Consider the following 18,455-nt stretch of genomic DNA (forward strand, 5'->3'; position numbering starts at 1 on the left):
ACGGATGGCGCAGCGGCGGCGGCTGTGGCAGGTTCGCGGCCATGTCGACGCCGACCCCTGCCCCCGCCGCGCCGCGCGCCCCCAGCTACACCGCCTTCGGGATCAAAGCGGAGGCGGAAGCGCTGGCGCCGGGGCTGCACATCGTCGCCACGCCGATCGGCAATCTGCGCGACATCTCGTTTCGCGCGCTGGCGACGCTGGCGGCGGCGGATGCGATCCTGGCGGAGGACACGCGGACCTCGAAGACGCTGCTGGCGCATTACGGCATCTCGACGCCGCTCTACCCCTATCACGAGCATAATGCCGAGCAGATGCGGCCCAAGATCCTCGGCAAGCTGCGCGAGGGCGGCAAGCTCGCTTTGATCTCCGATGCGGGGACGCCGCTCGTCTCCGACCCCGGCTACAAGCTAGTGGCGGAGGTCGTCGCGGAGGGGTTGCCGGTCACCGGCATTCCCGGCCCCTCCGCCGTGCTGGCGGCGCTGGTGCTGGCGGGCCTGCCGACGGACCGCTTCTTCTTCGAGGGCTTCCTGCCGCCCAAGGCGGCGGCGCGGCGGGGGCGGCTGACCGAGTTGGCCGCCATCCCCGGGACGCTCGTCTTCTTCGAATCGCCGCGACGTCTGGCCGAGATGCTGTCGGATGCGGCTGCCGTCCTCGGCGAGCGCCCCGGCGCCGTCGCGCGCGAGCTGACCAAGTTCTACGAGACCGTGAGGCGCGGGGCCCTGTCGACGCTGGCGGCGCATTACGAGGGCGAGGAAGAGGCGCGCGGCGAGATCGTCGTCGTGATCGGCCCGCCCGGCGCCGAGACGGAAGCGGCTGCCGGCGACACGATCGGCGAACGCCTGCGGATCGCGCTCGCCGAGCTCTCGCTGAAGGAGGCGGTTGCGCAGGTCGCGGCCGAGACCGGCCAGCCGCGGCGCAAGGTCTATGCCCGCGCGCTGGAGCTGACGCGCGAGGAGCCGTGACAGGCGAGGCCCGCAGCCGCCGCGCGCGCCGCTCCGGCATCACCGGGCAGCGCGCGGAGTGGCTCGCGATCCTCTGGCTCGGCCTGAAGGGCTATCGTCCGCTGGCGCGACGGTTCGGCGGCAAGGGCGGCGAGATCGACCTGATCGTGAAGCGCGGCCGCACCATCGCCTTCGTCGAGGTCAAGGCGCGCGGGGCGTTGGACGAGGCCCTGATCGCGATCACCCCCGAAAAGCACAGGCTGGTCGAGCTGCGGATCCGCCAATGGCTGGCACAGAACCCCTGGGCGATGGCGCATCACCTGCGCGCCGACGCCGTCTTTCTCGCTCCTTGGCGCTGGCCGCGCCATGTTCCGGCGGTGGCCGAACTGGGGCTGTAGCCCTCACGCCGCCGCGATCAGAGGTCGTCGGCCGCACCGATCAACGAGGTCAGCATCAGCGTGAGTTTGGCCAGTTGTTCGGGCTCGAGTGAACCTATCGCTGTTCCAACCTTGTTGCGAGCGACCGCCATGACCTTGTCCGCCATGATGTCCGACGGGTGGCGCAGGCCGTTGCGCAGCGAGGGATCGACGGGCAGGCGATACAGCGGCAGATCACGCCGGTTCGTCGTCGACAGGCAAACCAGGACGCTGTCCGTGGCAGGCAGCCGATCCGACTGGATGACGATCGCTGGCCTCGGCTTGCCGTAATCGCCCGGAAGCGCCACGGTGACGACATCCCCCCGTTTCAACGCAGCCAGCCGGCTCAGGATCGCGTCAGCTTGGCGGAGCCGGGAGGTGGCCCCTCCGGCCCCCAGTCATAAGGCTCCAGGTTCCAATCAGCCGTCGCGGCCTCGATGAAGGCGAGCGTTTCGGTCTCTTCCGGAGCGCCCCGCAGCAAGGCCGCCTGCCGTGCCGCTTCCTCGGCGAAGCCGGGCGCGTTGACGTCGGGCACCCAGATCCGCAGCAGCTTGAGCCCTTGCTTCTTTTTGGCCGCGCGGTAACGGGCGAACTTGCTTTGAACGGCGCTCGCTACGCGGGACATTGTGGCCTCCAATCGCCGTGGCGACGATGCCGATGACGGTAGCGCGCTACCCGGATGCGGTCAATCTGGCGACCGGATGCTTATCGCCTCGCCGGCATCACGCCGGCCATGCGGTTACGCCCCCTTGCCGATGCGGGGGAGACCGGTCGATAAGGTCGCTCCAGAACCGGAGCGCATATCATGACCCTCAGCGTCGCCATCCAGATGGACCCGATCGAGCGCCTGCGGGTCGCCGGCGACACCGGCTTCGCGCTGATGCTCGAGGCGCAGGCGCGCGGGCATACGCTGTTCACCTACACGCCCGACAAGCTCTCGATGCGCGACGGCAAGGTCACGGCGCCGATCCGCCCCGTCACCGTCCGCGACGTCGAGGGGGACCATTTCACGGCCGGCGCCGAGGTCCGCACCGATCTCTCGACGCTCGACGTCGTGCTGCTGCGGCAGGACCCGCCCTTCGACATGGCCTATGTCTCGACCACGCATATGCTGGAGCGCATCCACCCGAAGACGCTGGTGGTCAACGACCCCTTCCATGTCCGCAATGCGCCCGAGAAGATCTTCGTCACGCATTTCCCGGAGCTGATGCCGCCGACGCTGATCACCCGCGACAAAGCCGAGATCGAGGCCTTCCGCGACGAATTCGGCGAGATCGTGATGAAGCCGCTCTACGGCCATGGCGGCGCGACCGTGTTCAAGACCAGCAAGGACGACCCGAATTTCGGCTCGCTCTATGATCTCTTCGCCAATCTCTTCCGCGAGCCCTGGGTGGCGCAGGCCTTCATCAAGGAGATCTCGGAAGGCGACAAGCGCATCATCCTGATCAATGGCGAGGCGGCGGGCGCGGTCAACCGCGTGCCGGCGGTCGGCGATCTGCGCGCCAACATGGTGCGCGGCGGCGCGGCGCGGCCGACCGACCTCTCGCCCAAGGAGCGCGAGATCTGCGAGGCGATCGGCCCTTCGCTGCGCGAGCGCGGCCTGCTGCTGGTCGGCATCGACGTGATCCACGGCAAGCTGACCGAGATCAACGTCACGGCGCCAACCGGCGTGCGGGCGATCAAGAAGCTCGGCGGGCCGGATCTGGCGGCGCAGCTCTTCGACGTGATCGAGAGCAAGGTCGCTGCTCGCGGCTGAACGCCGGGTGCGCGTCAGCCGCCTCAGCCCTTGACGAAGCCCTTCCAGCAGGGGCCGAGCGGGATCTCGCGGCGGCCCGTCATGGCAGGCTGATAGACCCGGTGCAGCGCCTGGTTGGCGACCGTGACAGGGCAGAGCGGCAGCAGGATGAGATCGGCCGCGGCCACCGCCGCCAGCGCCTCGGCGTCCGGCTCCGGCACGGCGCGGAAGGGATCGGCCCCGATCGCGATGTGGCGCACGCTGGAACGCTTCATCAGCGCCGGGAAGGGGTTGACGAAGTTCAGGCTCATGATTGTGTCGAAACGCGTGCCGGTCCGCGCCTCATGGGCGAGGATCGCGGCAATGCCGGCGTCGATCGCCATCAGCCAGCCGAGCTGGAAATCGAGTTCGGAATAGAGCGTCTGGCTCGGCAGGATCTGCTGGGCCGCGATGGCCTCGTAGGTGTCGGTCGAGGCGGCGTAGATCGCCTGCATCTTGCCGGCCCGGCCGACCACCTCGACATGCTGCGAGACGCGCCCGAGCGCGCCAAGATGATCGTTGGGCAGGGCGATGTAGTTGCTCTGGGCAAGCAAAGTACGGCCCGCGCGCTGCAGAACGGTCATGGCGGGCGGGATCGCGGTCGCGGCCACCAGCGCCAGTACCAGAAAGCGCCCGGGCCGAGCGTCCTGCACCCGGCGCAGCAGGATCCGCAGCAGCACCGGCCAGGCGAAGACGAAGGCGAGCCCGCCGGTGTTCTGCGTCTCCAGGAACAGTCCCGCCGCCATGGTCACGGCGAGCCAGGCCTCGTCCCGGTCGCAGAGCGCGTGGAGGGAGGCGGCCGACCGCTCCCGCACGAGGCGGCGCAGCCCCTGCACCCACTCGCTGCGGCCGATCCAGGCCAGAGCGAGGATCAGCGCGCCGCCTGCGGCAACGATGTCGAGATGCAGCGAACCGGCCTGCAGGAAACGCGGCAGGATGCCACCCGCATTGATCCGCAGCAGCGCGAGGATGCTCTCCGCATAGGCGCTGACGAGGCCACCGGAGAGTTCGAGGCCGGCCAGCATGAGCAGACCGCCGAGGGCCGCGAACAGGCCGAGGCGCCAGTCGAGGCGCCCCGCCAGCAGCCCGTAGGCCAAGACCAATCCCCCGGCGAGGAAGCCCGTGATCTTGATCAGCAGCAGCGCCAGCATGCACCAGAGCAGGACTCCTGCGCGCAGCGTTCGACCCGGCAGGACGAAGAGCGCCGAGACGAGCACATAGAGCACGATACTGGCCTGGCGGTTGTAGATGCCGAAGCCGTCCAGTCCCGGGAAGAAGGAATGCTGCTCGACATTCACCGGCAGGATCTGGAAGACGAGATAGGGCAGCAGCAGGCCCAGTGCGAGCCGACGCGAGCGCCGGTCCGCCGCGATCAGCACCAGCGCCATGGGCGGTGCCGTGATCAGAAACAGCGACCATTGCGCCGTCATGAGCGGGTGCGCCTGCGGGAAAAGCTGGTCGAGCCCGGCATAGAGCCAGTAGCCGAGCGGACCGACCGGCGTCAGGAAATCGAGCAGCGGAACCTGCCCCTCGGCGATGCGACGTGCGGCGTCGACATAGAGCACCAGGTCCCAATACATCGCGCCGAGCGGCAGGACGAGCGGGCGCGTCAGCAGCCAGATACAGAGGATGAGAGCCGCGGCGAGCAGCAGCTGGGGCAGCCAGGGGATGCGCCGTCCGGCCGTACCGGCTGGCGCGGCGCGCAATGGTGTCTCGGCCTGCATCGGCACCCTCGCCTGCGCCTCTCCTGCAACCGGCGATAGCGGCGACGGGTTAACACTCTGCTGAGGCGGCTAGCCGGCGCCCGTGCCGTTCAGGCTGTTGGTCTCGTCCCAGCCATAGCGCATCGTCTCGAAGCGCATCGTCAGCGCGTCGACCAGCAGGAGCTTGCCGACCAGCGGCTCGCCGAAGCCGGTGATGGCGCGGATGACCTCCAGCGCCATCAGCGACCCCATCACGCCCGGCAGCGCGCCGAGGATGCCGGCCTCGGCGCAGGTGGGCACGGAGCCCGGCGGCGGCACGTCCGGAAACAGGCAGCGCCAGGTCGGATTGGGCCGGCCGCCGGGGCCGGTCTCATGCGCCCGGATCGTCGTCAGCGAGCCGTCGAAGCGTCCGAGCGCGGCCATCACGACCGGCTTGCGCTCGTGGAAGCAAGCGTCGGAGACGGCATAGCGCGTCGCGAAATTGTCCGAACCCTCGGCGACGACGTCGTAGAAGGCGATCAGGGTGCGGGCGTTGTGCGGGTCGATCCGGGTGACGTGCTCCTCGACCTCGACATGCGGGTTCAGCCGCTTGACGAAGGCCGCTGCCGCGACCGCCTTGTGCGCGCCGATGTCGTCCGTGCCATAGATCGTCTGTCGCTGCAGGTTCGACAGCGAGACGGTGTCGTCGTCGACGATGCCGATATGGCCGACGCCCGCCGCGGCGAGATACTGGATCAGCGGCGCCCCGAGGCCTCCAGCACCGACGACCAGCACCCGGGCGCGCTTGAGCTTCTGCTGGCCGGGACCGCCGATCTCCGGCAGCACCAGATGGCGCGCATAGCGCTCGACCTCGTCCTCGTTCAGGCTCATGGCGCAAGGGTTAGGCCGATCGCGCTCGCGGGGCAATCGCGCCCGCGGCAGGGCCGGACCCCGGCTGCGGCATTGCAGCGCCTCGGGCGATCCGGCGCCCACCGCCGTCTTGGCCGCGCCCGAAAGCCATGCCATCGTGTCGCCAGACGGGGCGGGCAACGCCCCCGGACATCGACAGGGGAAGTTCCATGCAGCTCAAATCGCTCGCGCTGGCGCTGGCCGGCGTCGCTCTTTCGGCCGTCGTCGCGATGGCGCAGACGCCGATCAAGCCCGCGATCGTCTATGACAAGGGCGGCAAGTTCGACAAATCATTCAACGAGGGCGTCTTCGCCGGCGCGGAGAAGTTCAAGACCGAGACGGGCGTCGATTTCCGCGATTTCGAGCCGACCAACGACGCGCAGATCGAGCAGGCGCTGCGCCGCTTCGCCCGCGACGGCCATTCGCCGATCATCGCGGTGGGCTTCTCGCAGGCCACCGCGCTGCAGAAGGTCGCGGCCGAGTTCCCGGCGCTGAAGTTCACCATCATCGACATGGTCGTTGACCTGCCCAACGTGCAGTCGGTCGTGTTCAAGGAGCATGAGGGCTCCTATCTCGTCGGCCTGCTCGCCGGCATGGCGTCCAAATCCGGCAAGGTCGGCTTCGTCGGCGGCATGGACATCCCGCTGATCCGGAAATTCGCCTGCGGCTATGTCCAGGGCGTCAAGGCGGCCAAGAAGGATGCCGAGATCTTCCAGAACATGACCGGCTCGACGCCGGCCGCCTGGAACGACCCGGTCAAGGGCGGCGAGCTCGCCAAGTCGCAGATCGACCGCGGCGCCGACGTGATCTACCACGCCGCCGGCGGCACCGGGATCGGCGTGCTGCGCGCCGCGGCCGACGCCGGCAAGCTCGGCATCGGCGTCGATTCCAACCAGAACGGCCTGCAGCCCGGCAAGGTGCTGACCTCGATGCTCAAGCGCGTCGACGTCGCCGCCTATTCCTCCTTCAAGGCCGCCCGCGACGGCAGCTGGAAGCCGGGAATCTCGGTGCTCGGCCTGAAGGAGGACGGCGTCGGCTGGGCGCTGGACGACGCCAACAAGGCGCTGATCACGCCCGAGATGAAGGCCGCCGCCGACAAGGCCCGTGCCGACATCATCAGCGGCGCGATCAAGGTCCACGACTACATGTCGGATTCGAAGTGCGCGGTGTGAGGCCTCTGGCGTCGCGCGACAACGGGACGTCATTCTCGGGCGAAGCGAAGCGCAGACCCGGGAATCTCCGGCAAGAGATGCTAGGGTCAGGCCCGAGCATGACGCTCTGGGCTCACGATTCCGCGTCATGACGGCCCCTCCTCCCGCCATCGCACTGACCGGCATCTCGAAGCGGTTCGGGCCGGTCCAGGCCAACCGCGACGTGTCGCTGTCGGTCGCGTCCGGCTCGATCCACGGCATCGTCGGCGAGAACGGCGCCGGCAAGTCGACGCTGATGTCGATCCTCTACGGCTTCTACGAGGCCGATGCGGGCGAGATCGCTGTCGCTGGCCGGCCCTGCGTCATCCGCACGCCGGCGGATGCGATCGCGCTCGGCATCGGCATGGTCCACCAGCACTTCATGCTGGTGGAGACGCTGAGCGTCGTCGAGAACGTCGTGCTCGGCGCCGAGGGCGGCGCCTGGCTCAGCGGCGGAGTCAAGCGGGCACGCGCCGAACTGGCGCGGCTCTCGGAGCAGTACGGCCTCGCGATCGACCCGGACGCCATCGTCGGCGATCTCTCGGTCGGTCTGCAGCAGCGCGTCGAGATCCTGAAAGCGCTCTATCGCGGCGCGCAGATCCTGATCCTCGACGAGCCCACGGCCGTGCTGACGCCGCCGGAGGCCGACCAGCTCTTTGCCCTGCTGCGGGCTCTGCGGGAGCAGGGCAAGACCGTCATCCTGATCACCCACAAGCTGCGCGAGATCATGGCGATCACCGACCGCGTCTCGGTGATGCGGCGCGGCGAGATGGTCGCGCATCTGGCGACGGCCGAGACCTCGCCGCCGGAGATCGCCGAGGCGATGGTCGGCCGGCGCGTGCTGCTGCGCGTCGAGAAGGAAGCGCGGCCGCGCGGGGCGAAGGTGCTCGAGGCGGTCGGGCTCGACATGGTCGATGCGCGCGGGGTCACGCTGCTCTCAGGCATCGACCTGACGCTGCATGAAGGCGAGATCGTCGGCATCGCCGGCGTTGCGGGCAACGGCCAGAGCGAGTTGCTCGAGGTGCTGGCCGGCCTGGCCCAGCCCTCGCGCGGCGTCATCCGGCTGAACGGCCAGGTCCTGACCTCGGCCGACCGCAATCCGGCGCGGCTGCGCAAGCTCGGCCTGATGCATGTGCCCGAAGACCGACTGCGGACCGGGCTCGTCACCGCCTTTCCCGCCGCGGAGAACGCGATCCTCGGCTATCAGGACGATGCCGCGCTCGGCCCCGGCCCCTTCCTGTCGCCGGCGACGATCACAGAGCGAGCGCGGGAGACCTTCGCCGCCTATGACGTGCGCCCGCCGGACCCGGGCCTGAAGACGGCGAAATTTTCAGGCGGCAACCAGCAGAAGATCGTGCTCGCCCGCGAGATCGAGCGGGCGCCGAAGGTGCTGCTCGTCGGCCAGCCGACGCGCGGCGTCGATATCGGCGCGATCGAAGCCATCCACCGCCGGCTGATCGCCCTGCGCGATTCGGGCGTCGCGATCCTGCTCGTCTCGGTCGAGCTCGAGGAGGTGATGGCGCTGTCGGACCGGATTCTCGCCATGTGCGGCGGGCGCATCACCGGCGAACGCGTGGCCGGCGAGGCCGACGAGCGCGATCTCGGGTTGCTGATGGCGGGCGTGACGGGAGAGGCGGCGTGAAGGTGCGGCCTGCGCAACGAACGTCATGCTCGGGCTCGACCCGAGCATCTCTTGCCGGAGATTCTCGGGTCTGCGCTTCGCTTCGCCCGAGAATGACGGTCGGTATGCCATGAGCGCCGCCCCCATCGAATTGCCGCGCTGGGCCGATACGGCGCTGGTTCCGCTGGTTTCCGTCGCGGCTGCGCTCGCCGTGTCCGGGCTCGTCGTCATCGGCATCGGCGAGAGCCCGCTGGAGGCGACCGCGCTGCTCTTGCGCGGCGCGCTCGGCTCGGCCGAGGGCATCGGCTTCACGCTCTACTACACGACGAACTTCATCTTCACCGGGCTCGCCGTCGCCGTCGCCTTCCATGCCGGGCTGTTCAACATCGGCGGCGAGGGCCAGGCGACGATCGCCGGCATCTTCGCCGCGCTGGCCTGTCTCTGGCTCGCGCCGCTGCCCGGCCTGCTGCTGGTGCCGCTCGCGATCTTGGCTGCGGCGGCGGGTGGCGCGCTCTACGGCTTCATCCCCGGCTGGCTCCAGGCGACGCGCGGCAGCCATGTCGTGATCACCACGATCATGTTCAACTTCCTGGCGGCGACGCTGACCGTCTATCTGCTGGTGGAAGCGATCGGCAAACCCGGCTCGATGCAGCCGGAGACGCCGGAATTCGCAGCCCATGCGGTCCTGACGCCGATGCATAAGCTGCTGGCGCCGCTCGGCATCACCCTGCCCTCGACGCCGCTGAACAGCGCCTTCCTGCTGGCGCTCGCCGCGCTCGTCGCCGTCTGGGCACTGATCTTCCGCTCGCGGCTGGGTTATGCGATCCGCACCGTCGGCGCCAATCCCAGGGCCGCGGCCTATGCCGGCATCTCGCCCGCGCGCATCACCATGGTGGCCATGGCGATTTCGGGGGCGCTCGCCGGCGGGCTCGCGGTCAACGAGGTGATGGGCGTGCAGCACCGGCTGCTGCTCGATTTCACTGCCGGCTACGGTTTCGTCGGCATCGCGGTGGCGCTGATGGGGCGCGGGCACCCGGTCGGCGTGGCGCTGGCGGCGCTGCTCTTCGGCGTGCTCTACCAGGGCGGGGCGGAGCTCTCCTTCGACAAGCCGAGTATCACCCGCGACATGGTGGTTGTGATCGGCGGGGTCATCATCCTCTTCGCGGGCGCCCTCGACGGGCTGTTCCGTCGGGCGGTGGCGGCGCTGCTGCGGCCGGGACGGGCGGCCTGACCATGGACGCGATCGCCACCTTCGCCGTCATCCTCGATTCGGCGATCCGCCTCTCGGTACCGCTGCTCTGCGCCGCCATGGCGGGCCTCTGGTCGGAGCGGGCCGGGGTCGTCGATATCGGGCTCGAGGGCAAGATGCTGGTCGCCGCCTTCGCAGCCGCCGTCATCGCTGCGCAGAGCGGCTCGGCCTGGGCGGGGCTCGGTGCCGGCATCCTCGCCTCCGTGCTGCTGGCCCTCGTCCACGGCTTTGCCGCGATCACCTGGCGCGGCAACCAGATCGTCTCCGGCGTCGCGATCAACATGCTGGCGGCGGGGCTGACCGTGATCCTCGGCAATGCCTGGTTCGGCCAGGGCGGCCGCACGCCCACGCTGGAGGGTGCCGCGCGCTTCGGCGAGATCACCCTGCCGTTTGCGCAGACGCTGCGGGAGCAGGTGCCGGGCTTTGGCCTGATCTATGACGAGGTGATTTCGGGCCAGTCCGCGCCGGCCTATCTCGCGCTGCTCGCTGTGGTCGTAACCGCGTTGGTCTTGAAGCGCACCCGCTTCGGCCTGCGGCTGCGCGCCGTCGGCGAGAACCCGGCGGCGGTCGACACCGCCGGCATCTCGGTGGCCGGGCTGCGCTATGGCGCCGTGGTTATCTGCGGGGTGTTGTGTGGGCTCGGCGGGACCTATCTGGCCGTCTCGCAATCGGCTGGGTTCCTGCCGCACATGACCGCCGGCAAGGGCTTCATCGCGCTGGCCGCCGTGATCTTCGCGAACTGGCGGCCCTGGCCGGCGCTCTGGGCCTGCCTGCTCTTCGGCGGGCTCGACGCGGTGGCGATCCGTTTGCAGGGCGTGGCGCTGCCCGGCATGGGGCAGGTGCCGGTGCAGGCGATCCAGGCCCTGCCCTATCTGATGACGGTGATCCTGCTCGCCGGCTTCATCGGCAAGTCGACGCCGCCCAAGGCCGCCGGCCTGCCCTATGTGAAGGAGCGCTGAGCCATGGCCGGAAGCACCGAGGCGATCGATTTCGAGGCGCTGTTTGCTGCTGCCGCGCGGGTGCAGACCTTCGCCTATGCCCCCTATTCGCGCTTTCGCGTCGGCGCCGCGATCCTCGGCGACGACGGCGTCGTCTATCCCGGCTGCAATGTCGAGAACGCCGCCTATCCCTCCGGCAGCTGCGCCGAGCAGGGCGCGATCTCAGCGATGATCGCCGGGGGCGGCCGACGCATTCGCGCGATCCTCGTCCTCGGCGACGGGGACGAGCTGGTGACGCCCTGCGGCGCCTGCCGCCAGCGCATCCGCGAATTCGCCGCGCCGGAGACGCCCGTCGCGATCGCGGGACCCGGTGGCATCCGGCAGATGTTCTCGCTGGCGGAGCTGTTGCCCGCCTCCTTCGGACCGGACAATCTGCGCCGGTGACGCTGTTCTTTGTCGTGTGGCCGACCGCCTTTGTTTTTAACCGGCGTGCTTCTGCAGCCCTCATCCTGAGGAGCGGACGACAGTCCGCATCTCGAAGGATGCTCCAGAGCGCACTGGACCATCCTTCGAGACGCCGCTACGCGGCTCCTCAGGATGAGGGCCGAACGGGATTGTAACGGAATGAGCACCGACACCGCCTTCACGGAAGCCGCCCAAGCCGTCCGCGCCCATGGCGCGACCGGCCCGATCGACTGCGCCATCGTGCTCGGCACCGGGCTCGGCGGGCTCGCCGACCAGCTCGAGGATGCGATCCGCATTCCCTATGCCGCGATCCCCGGCTTTCCGGCGGGCGGCGTCTCCGGCCATGCGCGGCAGCTCTGCATCGGCCGGCTCGAAGGCAGGACGGTGCTGATCTATCAGGGCCGGGCGCATTACTACGAGGGAGGCGACCCGGGGGTGATGCGGGTGCCGCTCGGCATGCTCGGCGAGCTCGGGGCGCCGCCGCTGATCCTGACCAATGCCGCCGGCTCGCTGAAGCCGCAGATGCCGCCGGGTAGCCTGGCTGTCATCACCGACCACATCAATCTGAACGGGCCAAACCCGCTCGTCGGCGATTCCGGCGACGGGCGCTTCGTGCCGATGGTCGACGCCTATGACCCGGCGCTTCGGGCGGGACTGATGCGCGCCGCGACGGCCGAAGGGCTGTCGCTGGGCGAGGGCGTCTATATGTGGTTTTCGGGCCCGAGCTTCGAAACCCCAGCCGAGATCCGGATGGCGCAGGTGATGGGCGCCGATCTCGTGGGCATGTCGACCGTGCCGGAGGTCATCCTTGCGCGGCGGCAGGGCTTGCGCGTCGCGGGGCTGTCGATCGTCACGAATATGGGCGCGGGCCTTCATGGCGGGGCGCCCCATCACGACGAAACCAAGGATGTGGCCGGCCGGGCGGCGGCCGACCTCGCCCGCCTGCTGCGCGCCTTCCTGAGGAGCCTTTGATGCCGGAACCAAGCATCGCGACCGCCCGGCGGGCCTTGGCCCTGCTCGACCTCACCGATCTCTCCGACAATGCCGACGAGGCGGGGCTGGCGGCGCTGTGCGCACGCGCCGTCGGGGCGCCGGGGCCGGTCCCGGCGATCTGCATCTGGCCCCGTTTCGTGGCGCAGGCGCGCACGATGCTGGGCCGGGCGCCGGTCCGGATTGCGACGGTGGTCAACTTCCCGCAAGGCGAGTCGACGGGCGCGGACGTGCTGGCGGAGACGCAGGGCGCGGTCGCGGCGGGAGCCGACGAGATCGACCTCGTCCTGCCCTGGCGCGCCTTCCTGGGCGGTGACGTGGCGGGGGCCGAGGCCATGGTCCGCGCCGTGAAGGACGGCTGCGACGGCCGGACGCTGAAGGTCATCCTCGAAACCGGCGAGTATCCCGATCTCGACCGGGTCCGCGCCGCCTCCGAACTCGCCATCGCGGCGGGGGCCGATTTCATCAAGACATCGACCGGAAAGACCGCCCATTCGGCCAGCCTGCCGGCGGCCCGGACGATGCTGGAGGTGATCGCGGGGAGCGACCGGCCGGTGGGCCTGAAGCCCTCCGGCGGCATCCGGACGCTCGCGGATGCCGCTAGCTATCTGGACCTGGCCGACGAGATCATGGGCCCTCACTGGGCGAGGCCCGACACCTTCCGCTTCGGCGCGAGCGGGCTGCATCAGGTGCTGGTCGACGCGATCGCGGGCGAGGCGTCGGGCGAGGCGAGCGGGTCCTACTGAGATGAAGCTGACGCAGGAAATCATCGCGGCCAAGCGCGACGGCGCCGAGCTGCCCGAGGCCGATATCCGCCAGATCATCGCCGGCATTAGCGACGGCGGCGTCAGCGAAGGTCAGGCCGCCGCCTTCGCCATGGCGGTGTTCTTCCGCGACATGAGCGCGAAGGAACGGGTCGCGCTGACGCTCGCCATGCGGGATTCCGGCACGGTGCTGAACTGGGACGACCTGCCGGGCCCCGCGCTCGACAAGCACTCGACCGGCGGCGTCGGCGATACGGTCAGCCTGCCGCTGGCGGCGGCGGTGGCCGCCTGCGGCGGCTATGTCCCGATGATCTCGGGACGGGGCCTCGGCCATACCGGCGGCACGCTCGACAAGCTGGACGCGGTGCCCGGCTATGTCACGCAGCCCGACAACGACCTCTTCCGCAAGGTGGTGCGCAAGCAAGGCTGCGCCATCATCGGCCAGACGGCCGATCTCGCCCCCGCCGACAAGCGGCTCTACGCCATCCGCGACGTCACCGCGACGGTCGAGGCGATCCCGCTGATCACGGCCTCGATCCTCTCCAAGAAGCTCGCGGCCGGGCTGCATGGGCTGGCGATGGACGTGAAATTCGGCTCCGGCGCCTTCCTGCCCGATCCTGCCAAGGCGCGCGCGCTCGCCGATGCGCTGGTCGGCGTCGCCAATGGCGCGGGGCTGCCGACGACGGCGCTCCTGACCGATATGGACGAGCCGCTGGCGAGCGCGGCCGGCAACGCGCTCGAAGTCGCTTATGCGCTCGACCACCTGACCGGGAAACGGCGCGAGCCACGCTTCCACGCGGTCACCGTCGCGCTCGGCGCCGAGATGCTGCTGCTCGGGCGGCTCGCTACCGACATCGGCGACGCGACAGCGAAGATCGAGGCGGCCTTCGCCAGCGGCGCGGCGGCTGAGAGGTTCGCAAAGATGATCGCGGCGCTGGGCGGGCCGGCCGATCTGCTGGAGAAGCCGGAGCGCCATCTCGCCCGGGCGCCGATCGTGCGGCCCGTCTTTCCGACGACGACTGCAACCGTGCAGGCGATCGACACGCGCGGCGTCGGGCTGGCGGTGGTGGCACTCGGCGGCGGGCGGACCCGGCCGCAGGACGCGATCGATCCTGCGGTCGGCATCGTCGATCTCGCAGGGCTCGGCGAGGCGGTCGGCCCCGACCGGCCGCTCGGCATCGTTCATGCACGCGACGAGGCCGGCCATGCCATGGCCGAGAAGCGCTTGCGCGAGGCCTATCGTCTGGGAGACGGTGCGCCGCGTCGCGGCGCGCTGATCGCCGAACGGATCACGGAGAGTACGAACGCATGAGCCTGCTGCTGGCGATGACGGGATGGCATGTCGAGGATTGGCGGGCGCGCTTCGCGGCGCTGCTGCCGGACATGCCGGTGGTGATCCTGGGCGAGCCTTTCGACCGGCGCTCGGTGCATTACGTCGCGAGCTGGAAACATCCGGAGGGCAGCCTGTCGGGCCTGCCGAACCTCGCTGCTGTGTTCTCGCTCGGCGCCGGCGTCGACCATCTCTTCGCCGATACGCGCCTGCCGGAGGTGCCGATCGCACGCGTCGTCGATCCCGACCTGACGACGCGGATGAGCGAATACATCGTGCTGCACTGCCTGCGCTATCTGCGCCAGCAGCCGCGCTACGACCGGCAGCAGCGCGAGAAGCTGTGGGACGACGACCGCCACCAGCCGGCGGCGCGCTCGGTGCGCGTCGGCATCATGGGGCTGGGCGAACTCGGCCAGGACGCCGCCCGCAAGCTCCAGGTGATGGGTTTCGACGTCGCCGGCTGGAGCCGCTCGCCCAAGGCGGTCGAGGGTCTCGCGACCTTCGCCGGCAGCGACGGCATGATCGACTTCCTCGCGCGTACCGACATCCTCGTCAGCCTGCTGCCGCTGACCCCCGACACCCGCGGGCTGATCGACGCCAAGCTGCTCGCCGGGCTGGCGCAGGGCGGGCGCCTCGGCGGGCCGTTCCTGATCAATGCCGGCCGCGGCGGGCTGCAGGTCGAGGCCGACATCCTGGCGGCGCTGGAGGCCGGCACGCTCATGGGCGCGACGCTCGACGTGTTCGAGACCGAGCCGCTACCGCCGGAGTCGCCGCTCTGGTCGCATCCGGCCGTCACCGTCACGCCCCACAACGCGGCGATGTCGGAGCCGGAGGCCGTGGCGACGCTGATCGCCGCGCAGATCCGCCGGCTCGAGGCCGGCGAAGCGCTGGAGCATGTCGTCGACCCGGCGCGGGGCTACTGAGCCGCGGGCGCCTTTTTCAGGAAGCTCTTGAACGCCTCGGCGTGGTCGGGGTGCCAGCGCGACAGCGGCGGGCGGTTCTCGATGATGTCGCCCATCGCCCAGGCCATGCGCTTCTCGTCGAGCACGCGCGGCGTGTCGTTGTCCGGGCAGAGGATATAGAAATCGCCGTCCTCAAGGCGTTCGAGCATGAAGGCGACTGTCTGGTCGGGCGTCCAGGCGCCGTCCGGCTGGTCGAGCCGGCCCTTCGCCGTCAACCGCGTGAAGACGAAGCCGGGGATCAGCAGATGGGCGCTGATCCGGCAGCCGGCGCGACCGCGCAGATCATGCTGGAGCGCCTCGGTGAAGGCTTTCACGGCCGCCTTGGAGACATTGTAGGCGGGGTCTCCCGGCGGGGTGGTGATGCCCTGCTTGGAGCCGGTGTTGACGACGATGCCGGGCTGGCCGCTTTCCAGCATGGCCGGCACGAAGACCTGGGTGCCGTGAATGATGCCCCAGAGATTGACGGCGAGGATGCGCTCCCAGTCCTCGACGGGCGAGAACAGGGCGCTGCCCGGCTGGATGCCGGCATTGTTCATCAGCAGATGCACGGCGCCGAAGCGGCCCATCACCTCGTCGCGCAGTGTCTCCAGCGCGGCCCGGTCGGCGACGTCGAGCGGCCGGGCGAGCACCTGCGCTTCCGCGCTCGCGAATTCCGCCATTGCCAGGGCGAGCGTGGTCTCGTCGCGATCGGCGAGCACGACGCTCATCCCACGGCGCACGAAGGCGCGCGCCGCCGCGAGGCCGATGCCGGAGGCGGCGCCGGTGACGACCGCCACATGGCCGGGGCCGAGAACATCCATCGCCGTCGTCATGACTGATTTCCTTCGCTGCCGCGCGCAGACCCTGCAGGCCATCGCGCCTGGCAGGGGTTCTGTCAGCCGATGCGGGCACGATCATGGCGCGGCGCAGGGGTGCCGCGGGTGCCGGCGAGCCGCCGCCCCCGCCTTGCGATCAGGAGATGGGTGCAGGTTTTGAACCTTGTCGCCCGTCCGGGAGACGGTAGAAACAGGACGACATATTCTGCGGGCTCTTGACCATGATCAGCTTCAGCCGCCTTCGCGCTCTGCGCCTCCCTGCCGCCCTGCTCGGGGCCGCCCTGCTCGGGGCCTGCCAGGCGACGCCGCAGCTGACGCTGTCCTCGGCACCGGCCTATTCGCCGGAATGGTGCGCCGCCGCCAAGTCGTTGGCCGCGAACTCCGGCTCGAACCTGTTCGCCACGGGGCGCTGCCACGAACTCGGCATCGCCGGCTTCGCGAAGGAGGAGAACCTCTACCTCTTCTACTACACGCAGGGCGCGCGCTGGGGCAGCCTTCAGGCCGCCGAGGCGCTGGCGCGGCTCGGCCAGCCGGTGCCCGATGCCGACCTCCAGGCCGAGGCCCGCTACCGGGCGGACCGTCGCCAGGCCGATGCGGCGATGGCGGCCGCGATCAGCGGCCGCGCCAACCCGCCCCGCCCCGCGCCGATGACGCCGACGGTGCAGATCCCCAACACGACCTTTCAGCCGGCCCGGATCCAGCCGACGCCGATGCGCCCGGCGCCGTCGCTGACGATCCCGACGCAGTCGACCCAGCAGCAGGGCCGGACGACGACCCAGTCCCGCCGCGAATGCGTCAACGGCGTCTGCAAGACGGTGACGACCACCTGCGTCAACGGCAACTGCACCACGACCAGCCAGTGAGGCGGCCGATCAGCCGATGCGCTTGTCGGCCGAGTCGCAGAGATCGAACTGGATGCAGCGCCCGCATTCGGGCCGCAGCGCCTTGCAGGTGTAGCGGCCGTGCAGGATCAGCCAGTGATGTGCGTGGCGGCCATAGGCGGCCGGCACCGCCTTCTCCAACCCCATCTCGACCTGCAGCACGTTTTTTCCGGGCGCGATCCGCAACCGGTTGGCGACGCGGAAGACATGGGTGTCGACGGCGTGGGTGATCTGGCCGAAAGCGATGTTGAGCACGACATTGGCCGTCTTGCGGCCGACGCCCGGCAGGCTCTCCAACGCCTCGCGCGTCATCGGCACCTCGCCGCCGAACTCCGCGATCAGCTTCTCGCAGAGCGCGATGACGTTCTTCGCCTTGGTGCGGAACAGGCCGATGGTGCGGACATGGTCGCGCACGACATCCTCGCCGAGTGCCAGCATCTTCTGCGGCGTATCGGCGATCTCGAACAGCCGCCGCGTCGCCTTGTTCACGCCGACATCGGTCGCCTGCGCCGAGAGCACGACCGCGACCAGCAGGGTGAAGGGATTGACGTAGTCGAGCTCGCCCTTGGGCTCGGGGTTGGCGGCCTCGAAACGCGCGAAGATCTCGCGCACGCCGGCGGCGCTGCGCGCGCGCGGTTTCGTGATCCGCGGCGCGGCGGCAGCGCGGCGCTTTGGCCCAGGCTTGGCCCTGTTCTCCTGCGTCATGCGGGCGTTATAGTCGTGCCATGGACCTCGGCAAGCGCCATGCCACCGCAGCGGATGAGGACGCCTCGGCGCGGGCCGAGCGGCCGGTCTTCGACGCCACGATCACGCCGCACCGCTCGCTCGACCGCAACGCCTTCCGCATCGTGATGACGCTGGTGTGCCTGGCCGCCATCGCCTCCTCGATTCCCTTCATGGTGCTGGGCGCCTGGCCGGTGGCGGGCTTCATGGGGCTGGATGTCGTCGCGCTCTTCATCGCATTCCAGGTCAACTTCCGGCATGCGCGCGCCTTCGAGCGCATCGTCGTGACCCCGATCGAGGTGCGGCTGCGGAAGGTCTCGCATCACGGTCAGGAAGCCATTTGGCGCTCCAACCCGGCCTGGACGAAGCTGGAGCGCCAGACCGACGAGGATTACGGATTGCTCGGGCTCGACCTCGTCTCGCGGGGCCGGCGCGTCGCCGTTGCGTCCGCCCTTTCGCCGGGGGAACGCGAAAGCTTTGCGGATGCGCTAGGCCGGGCCCTGGCGACGGCGCGGCGAGGTGGCTGAACGAGCCTTTCCTGTATCGCTTCTTCCGTGTTGACCGCCTTATCCGAACATCGTTGGACAACGACGAAAGGCTGCGCCCACGGAATAATTGACGTCGGTTAGGATCAGGAAAAGGCGGTCCTCACGAGCGGCCACCCGAAGTCGAAAAAACCGGCCAGAGTGAGGTCCAATCACCTCGCCGGGTCGTGTCCCTGCTGGTGGTGTAGCTTCGCAGAGCCACCGCGTGCCGGCTTTGGTCGGGCTGGTCAGGCGGCCACGGCTGGCAGGCTGACGATGGG

Annotated in this window: 20 protein-coding genes; 14 read left to right on the forward strand and 6 right to left on the reverse strand. The window is 69.7% G+C overall.

Features of this window, described 5'->3' with window-relative positions; genetic code table 11:
• Positions 1-41: 41 nt before the first annotated feature.
• A complete protein-coding gene (gene rsmI, locus ACFPN9_RS17460; RefSeq protein WP_067992906.1) occupies positions 42-962 on the forward strand; it encodes a 16S rRNA (cytidine(1402)-2'-O)-methyltransferase in 921 nt (306 codons plus the stop codon).
• On the forward strand, positions 959-1,339 hold the full coding sequence (locus ACFPN9_RS17465) for a YraN family protein (protein ID WP_067992910.1): 381 nt from the start codon (positions 959-961) through the stop codon (positions 1,337-1,339). The genes rsmI and ACFPN9_RS17465 overlap by 4 nt, the downstream gene beginning before the upstream one ends.
• 17 nt (positions 1,340-1,356) lie before the next feature.
• Here ACFPN9_RS17465 and ACFPN9_RS17470 read toward each other — a convergent pair whose 3' ends face one another.
• Together ACFPN9_RS17470 and ACFPN9_RS17475 are read right to left on the reverse strand one after the other, a co-directional pair.
• Entirely contained in the window at positions 1,357-1,689 is a 333-nt protein-coding gene (locus ACFPN9_RS17470) for a type II toxin-antitoxin system PemK/MazF family toxin (protein ID WP_067992914.1), read from the reverse strand.
• Between the two features lie 14 nt (positions 1,690-1,703).
• Entirely contained in the window at positions 1,704-1,982 is a 279-nt protein-coding gene (locus ACFPN9_RS17475; RefSeq protein ID WP_082733062.1) for an antitoxin MazE family protein, read from the reverse strand.
• A 180-nt stretch (positions 1,983-2,162) separates the two neighbouring features.
• Here ACFPN9_RS17475 and gshB point away from each other — a divergent pair, with 180 nt between their 5' ends.
• Positions 2,163-3,113, forward strand: a complete 951-nt coding sequence (gshB, locus tag ACFPN9_RS17480) for a glutathione synthase (protein WP_067992917.1) — start codon at positions 2,163-2,165, stop codon at positions 3,111-3,113.
• 23 nt (positions 3,114-3,136) lie between these two features.
• Here the strand turns inward: gshB and ACFPN9_RS17485 are convergent, their stop codons facing one another.
• Positions 3,137-4,855, reverse strand: a complete 1,719-nt coding sequence (locus tag ACFPN9_RS17485) for a hypothetical protein (RefSeq protein WP_067992920.1) — start codon at positions 4,853-4,855, stop codon at positions 3,137-3,139.
• 69 nt (positions 4,856-4,924) lie between these two features.
• Positions 4,925-5,704, reverse strand: coding sequence for a HesA/MoeB/ThiF family protein (locus ACFPN9_RS17490; RefSeq protein WP_067992924.1), 780 nt, complete (start codon positions 5,702-5,704; stop codon positions 4,925-4,927).
• A gap of 188 nt (positions 5,705-5,892) precedes the next feature.
• Here ACFPN9_RS17490 and ACFPN9_RS17495 point away from each other — a divergent pair, with 188 nt between their 5' ends.
• The 9 genes from ACFPN9_RS17495 (at position 5,893) to ACFPN9_RS17535 (ending at position 15,192) form a co-directional block, all read left to right on the forward strand.
• The gene (locus tag ACFPN9_RS17495; RefSeq protein WP_067992927.1) at positions 5,893-6,894 is read left to right on the forward strand and encodes a BMP family lipoprotein; all 1,002 of its coding nucleotides are present in this window, start codon (positions 5,893-5,895) and stop codon (positions 6,892-6,894) included.
• Between the two features lie 127 nt (positions 6,895-7,021).
• On the forward strand, positions 7,022-8,554 hold the full coding sequence (locus tag ACFPN9_RS17500) for an ABC transporter ATP-binding protein (protein WP_067992931.1): 1,533 nt from the start codon (positions 7,022-7,024) through the stop codon (positions 8,552-8,554).
• 109 nt (positions 8,555-8,663) lie between these two features.
• Positions 8,664-9,764: an ABC transporter permease gene (locus ACFPN9_RS17505; RefSeq protein ID WP_067993106.1), complete on the forward strand. Its 1,101-nt coding sequence runs from the start codon at positions 8,664-8,666 to the stop codon at positions 9,762-9,764.
• Between the two features lie 2 nt (positions 9,765-9,766).
• A complete protein-coding gene (locus tag ACFPN9_RS17510; protein WP_067992933.1) occupies positions 9,767-10,741 on the forward strand; it encodes an ABC transporter permease in 975 nt (324 codons plus the stop codon).
• 3 nt (positions 10,742-10,744) lie between these two features.
• Positions 10,745-11,164 carry a cytidine deaminase gene (locus ACFPN9_RS17515; protein ID WP_067992936.1) on the forward strand — a complete coding sequence of 140 codons (420 nt, stop codon included), beginning with the start codon at positions 10,745-10,747 and terminating at the stop codon, positions 11,162-11,164.
• Positions 11,165-11,344: 180 nt separating this feature from the next.
• Positions 11,345-12,157, forward strand: a complete 813-nt coding sequence (locus ACFPN9_RS17520; protein WP_377817325.1) for a purine-nucleoside phosphorylase — start codon at positions 11,345-11,347, stop codon at positions 12,155-12,157.
• A complete protein-coding gene (deoC, locus tag ACFPN9_RS17525) occupies positions 12,157-12,921 on the forward strand; it encodes a deoxyribose-phosphate aldolase (RefSeq protein WP_377817327.1) in 765 nt (254 codons plus the stop codon). The genes ACFPN9_RS17520 and deoC overlap by 1 nt, the downstream gene beginning before the upstream one ends.
• A 1-nt stretch (position 12,922) precedes the next feature.
• Positions 12,923-14,251: a thymidine phosphorylase gene (gene deoA, locus ACFPN9_RS17530; RefSeq protein WP_067992945.1), complete on the forward strand. Its 1,329-nt coding sequence runs from the start codon at positions 12,923-12,925 to the stop codon at positions 14,249-14,251.
• The gene (locus tag ACFPN9_RS17535; protein WP_377817332.1) at positions 14,248-15,192 is read left to right on the forward strand and encodes a 2-hydroxyacid dehydrogenase; all 945 of its coding nucleotides are present in this window, start codon (positions 14,248-14,250) and stop codon (positions 15,190-15,192) included. The genes deoA and ACFPN9_RS17535 overlap by 4 nt, the downstream gene beginning before the upstream one ends.
• Here ACFPN9_RS17535 and ACFPN9_RS17540 read toward each other — a convergent pair.
• A complete protein-coding gene (locus ACFPN9_RS17540; protein WP_082733063.1) occupies positions 15,186-16,043 on the reverse strand; it encodes an SDR family NAD(P)-dependent oxidoreductase in 858 nt (285 codons plus the stop codon). The two genes, ACFPN9_RS17535 and ACFPN9_RS17540, sit on opposite strands and share 7 nt — an antisense overlap.
• Before the next feature lie 224 nt (positions 16,044-16,267).
• On the opposite strand from ACFPN9_RS17540, the gene ACFPN9_RS17545 reads away from it, so the two are divergent.
• The gene (locus tag ACFPN9_RS17545) at positions 16,268-16,909 is read left to right on the forward strand and encodes a hypothetical protein (RefSeq protein ID WP_156450962.1); all 642 of its coding nucleotides are present in this window, start codon (positions 16,268-16,270) and stop codon (positions 16,907-16,909) included.
• 9 nt (positions 16,910-16,918) lie between these two features.
• On the opposite strand, the gene nth is transcribed toward ACFPN9_RS17545, so the two are convergent.
• Positions 16,919-17,632, reverse strand: a complete 714-nt coding sequence (gene nth, locus ACFPN9_RS17550) for an endonuclease III (protein ID WP_067992951.1) — start codon at positions 17,630-17,632, stop codon at positions 16,919-16,921.
• 20 nt (positions 17,633-17,652) lie between these two features.
• Between nth and ACFPN9_RS17555 the strand changes: the two genes are divergently transcribed.
• Positions 17,653-18,177 carry a DUF2244 domain-containing protein gene (locus tag ACFPN9_RS17555; RefSeq protein WP_067992954.1) on the forward strand — a complete coding sequence of 175 codons (525 nt, stop codon included), beginning with the start codon at positions 17,653-17,655 and terminating at the stop codon, positions 18,175-18,177.
• Positions 18,178-18,455 lie beyond the last annotated feature (278 nt).

The organism is Allobosea massiliensis, assembly GCF_042655245.1.
GTDB classification, from domain to species: domain Bacteria; phylum Pseudomonadota; class Alphaproteobacteria; order Rhizobiales; family Beijerinckiaceae; genus Allobosea; species Allobosea massiliensis.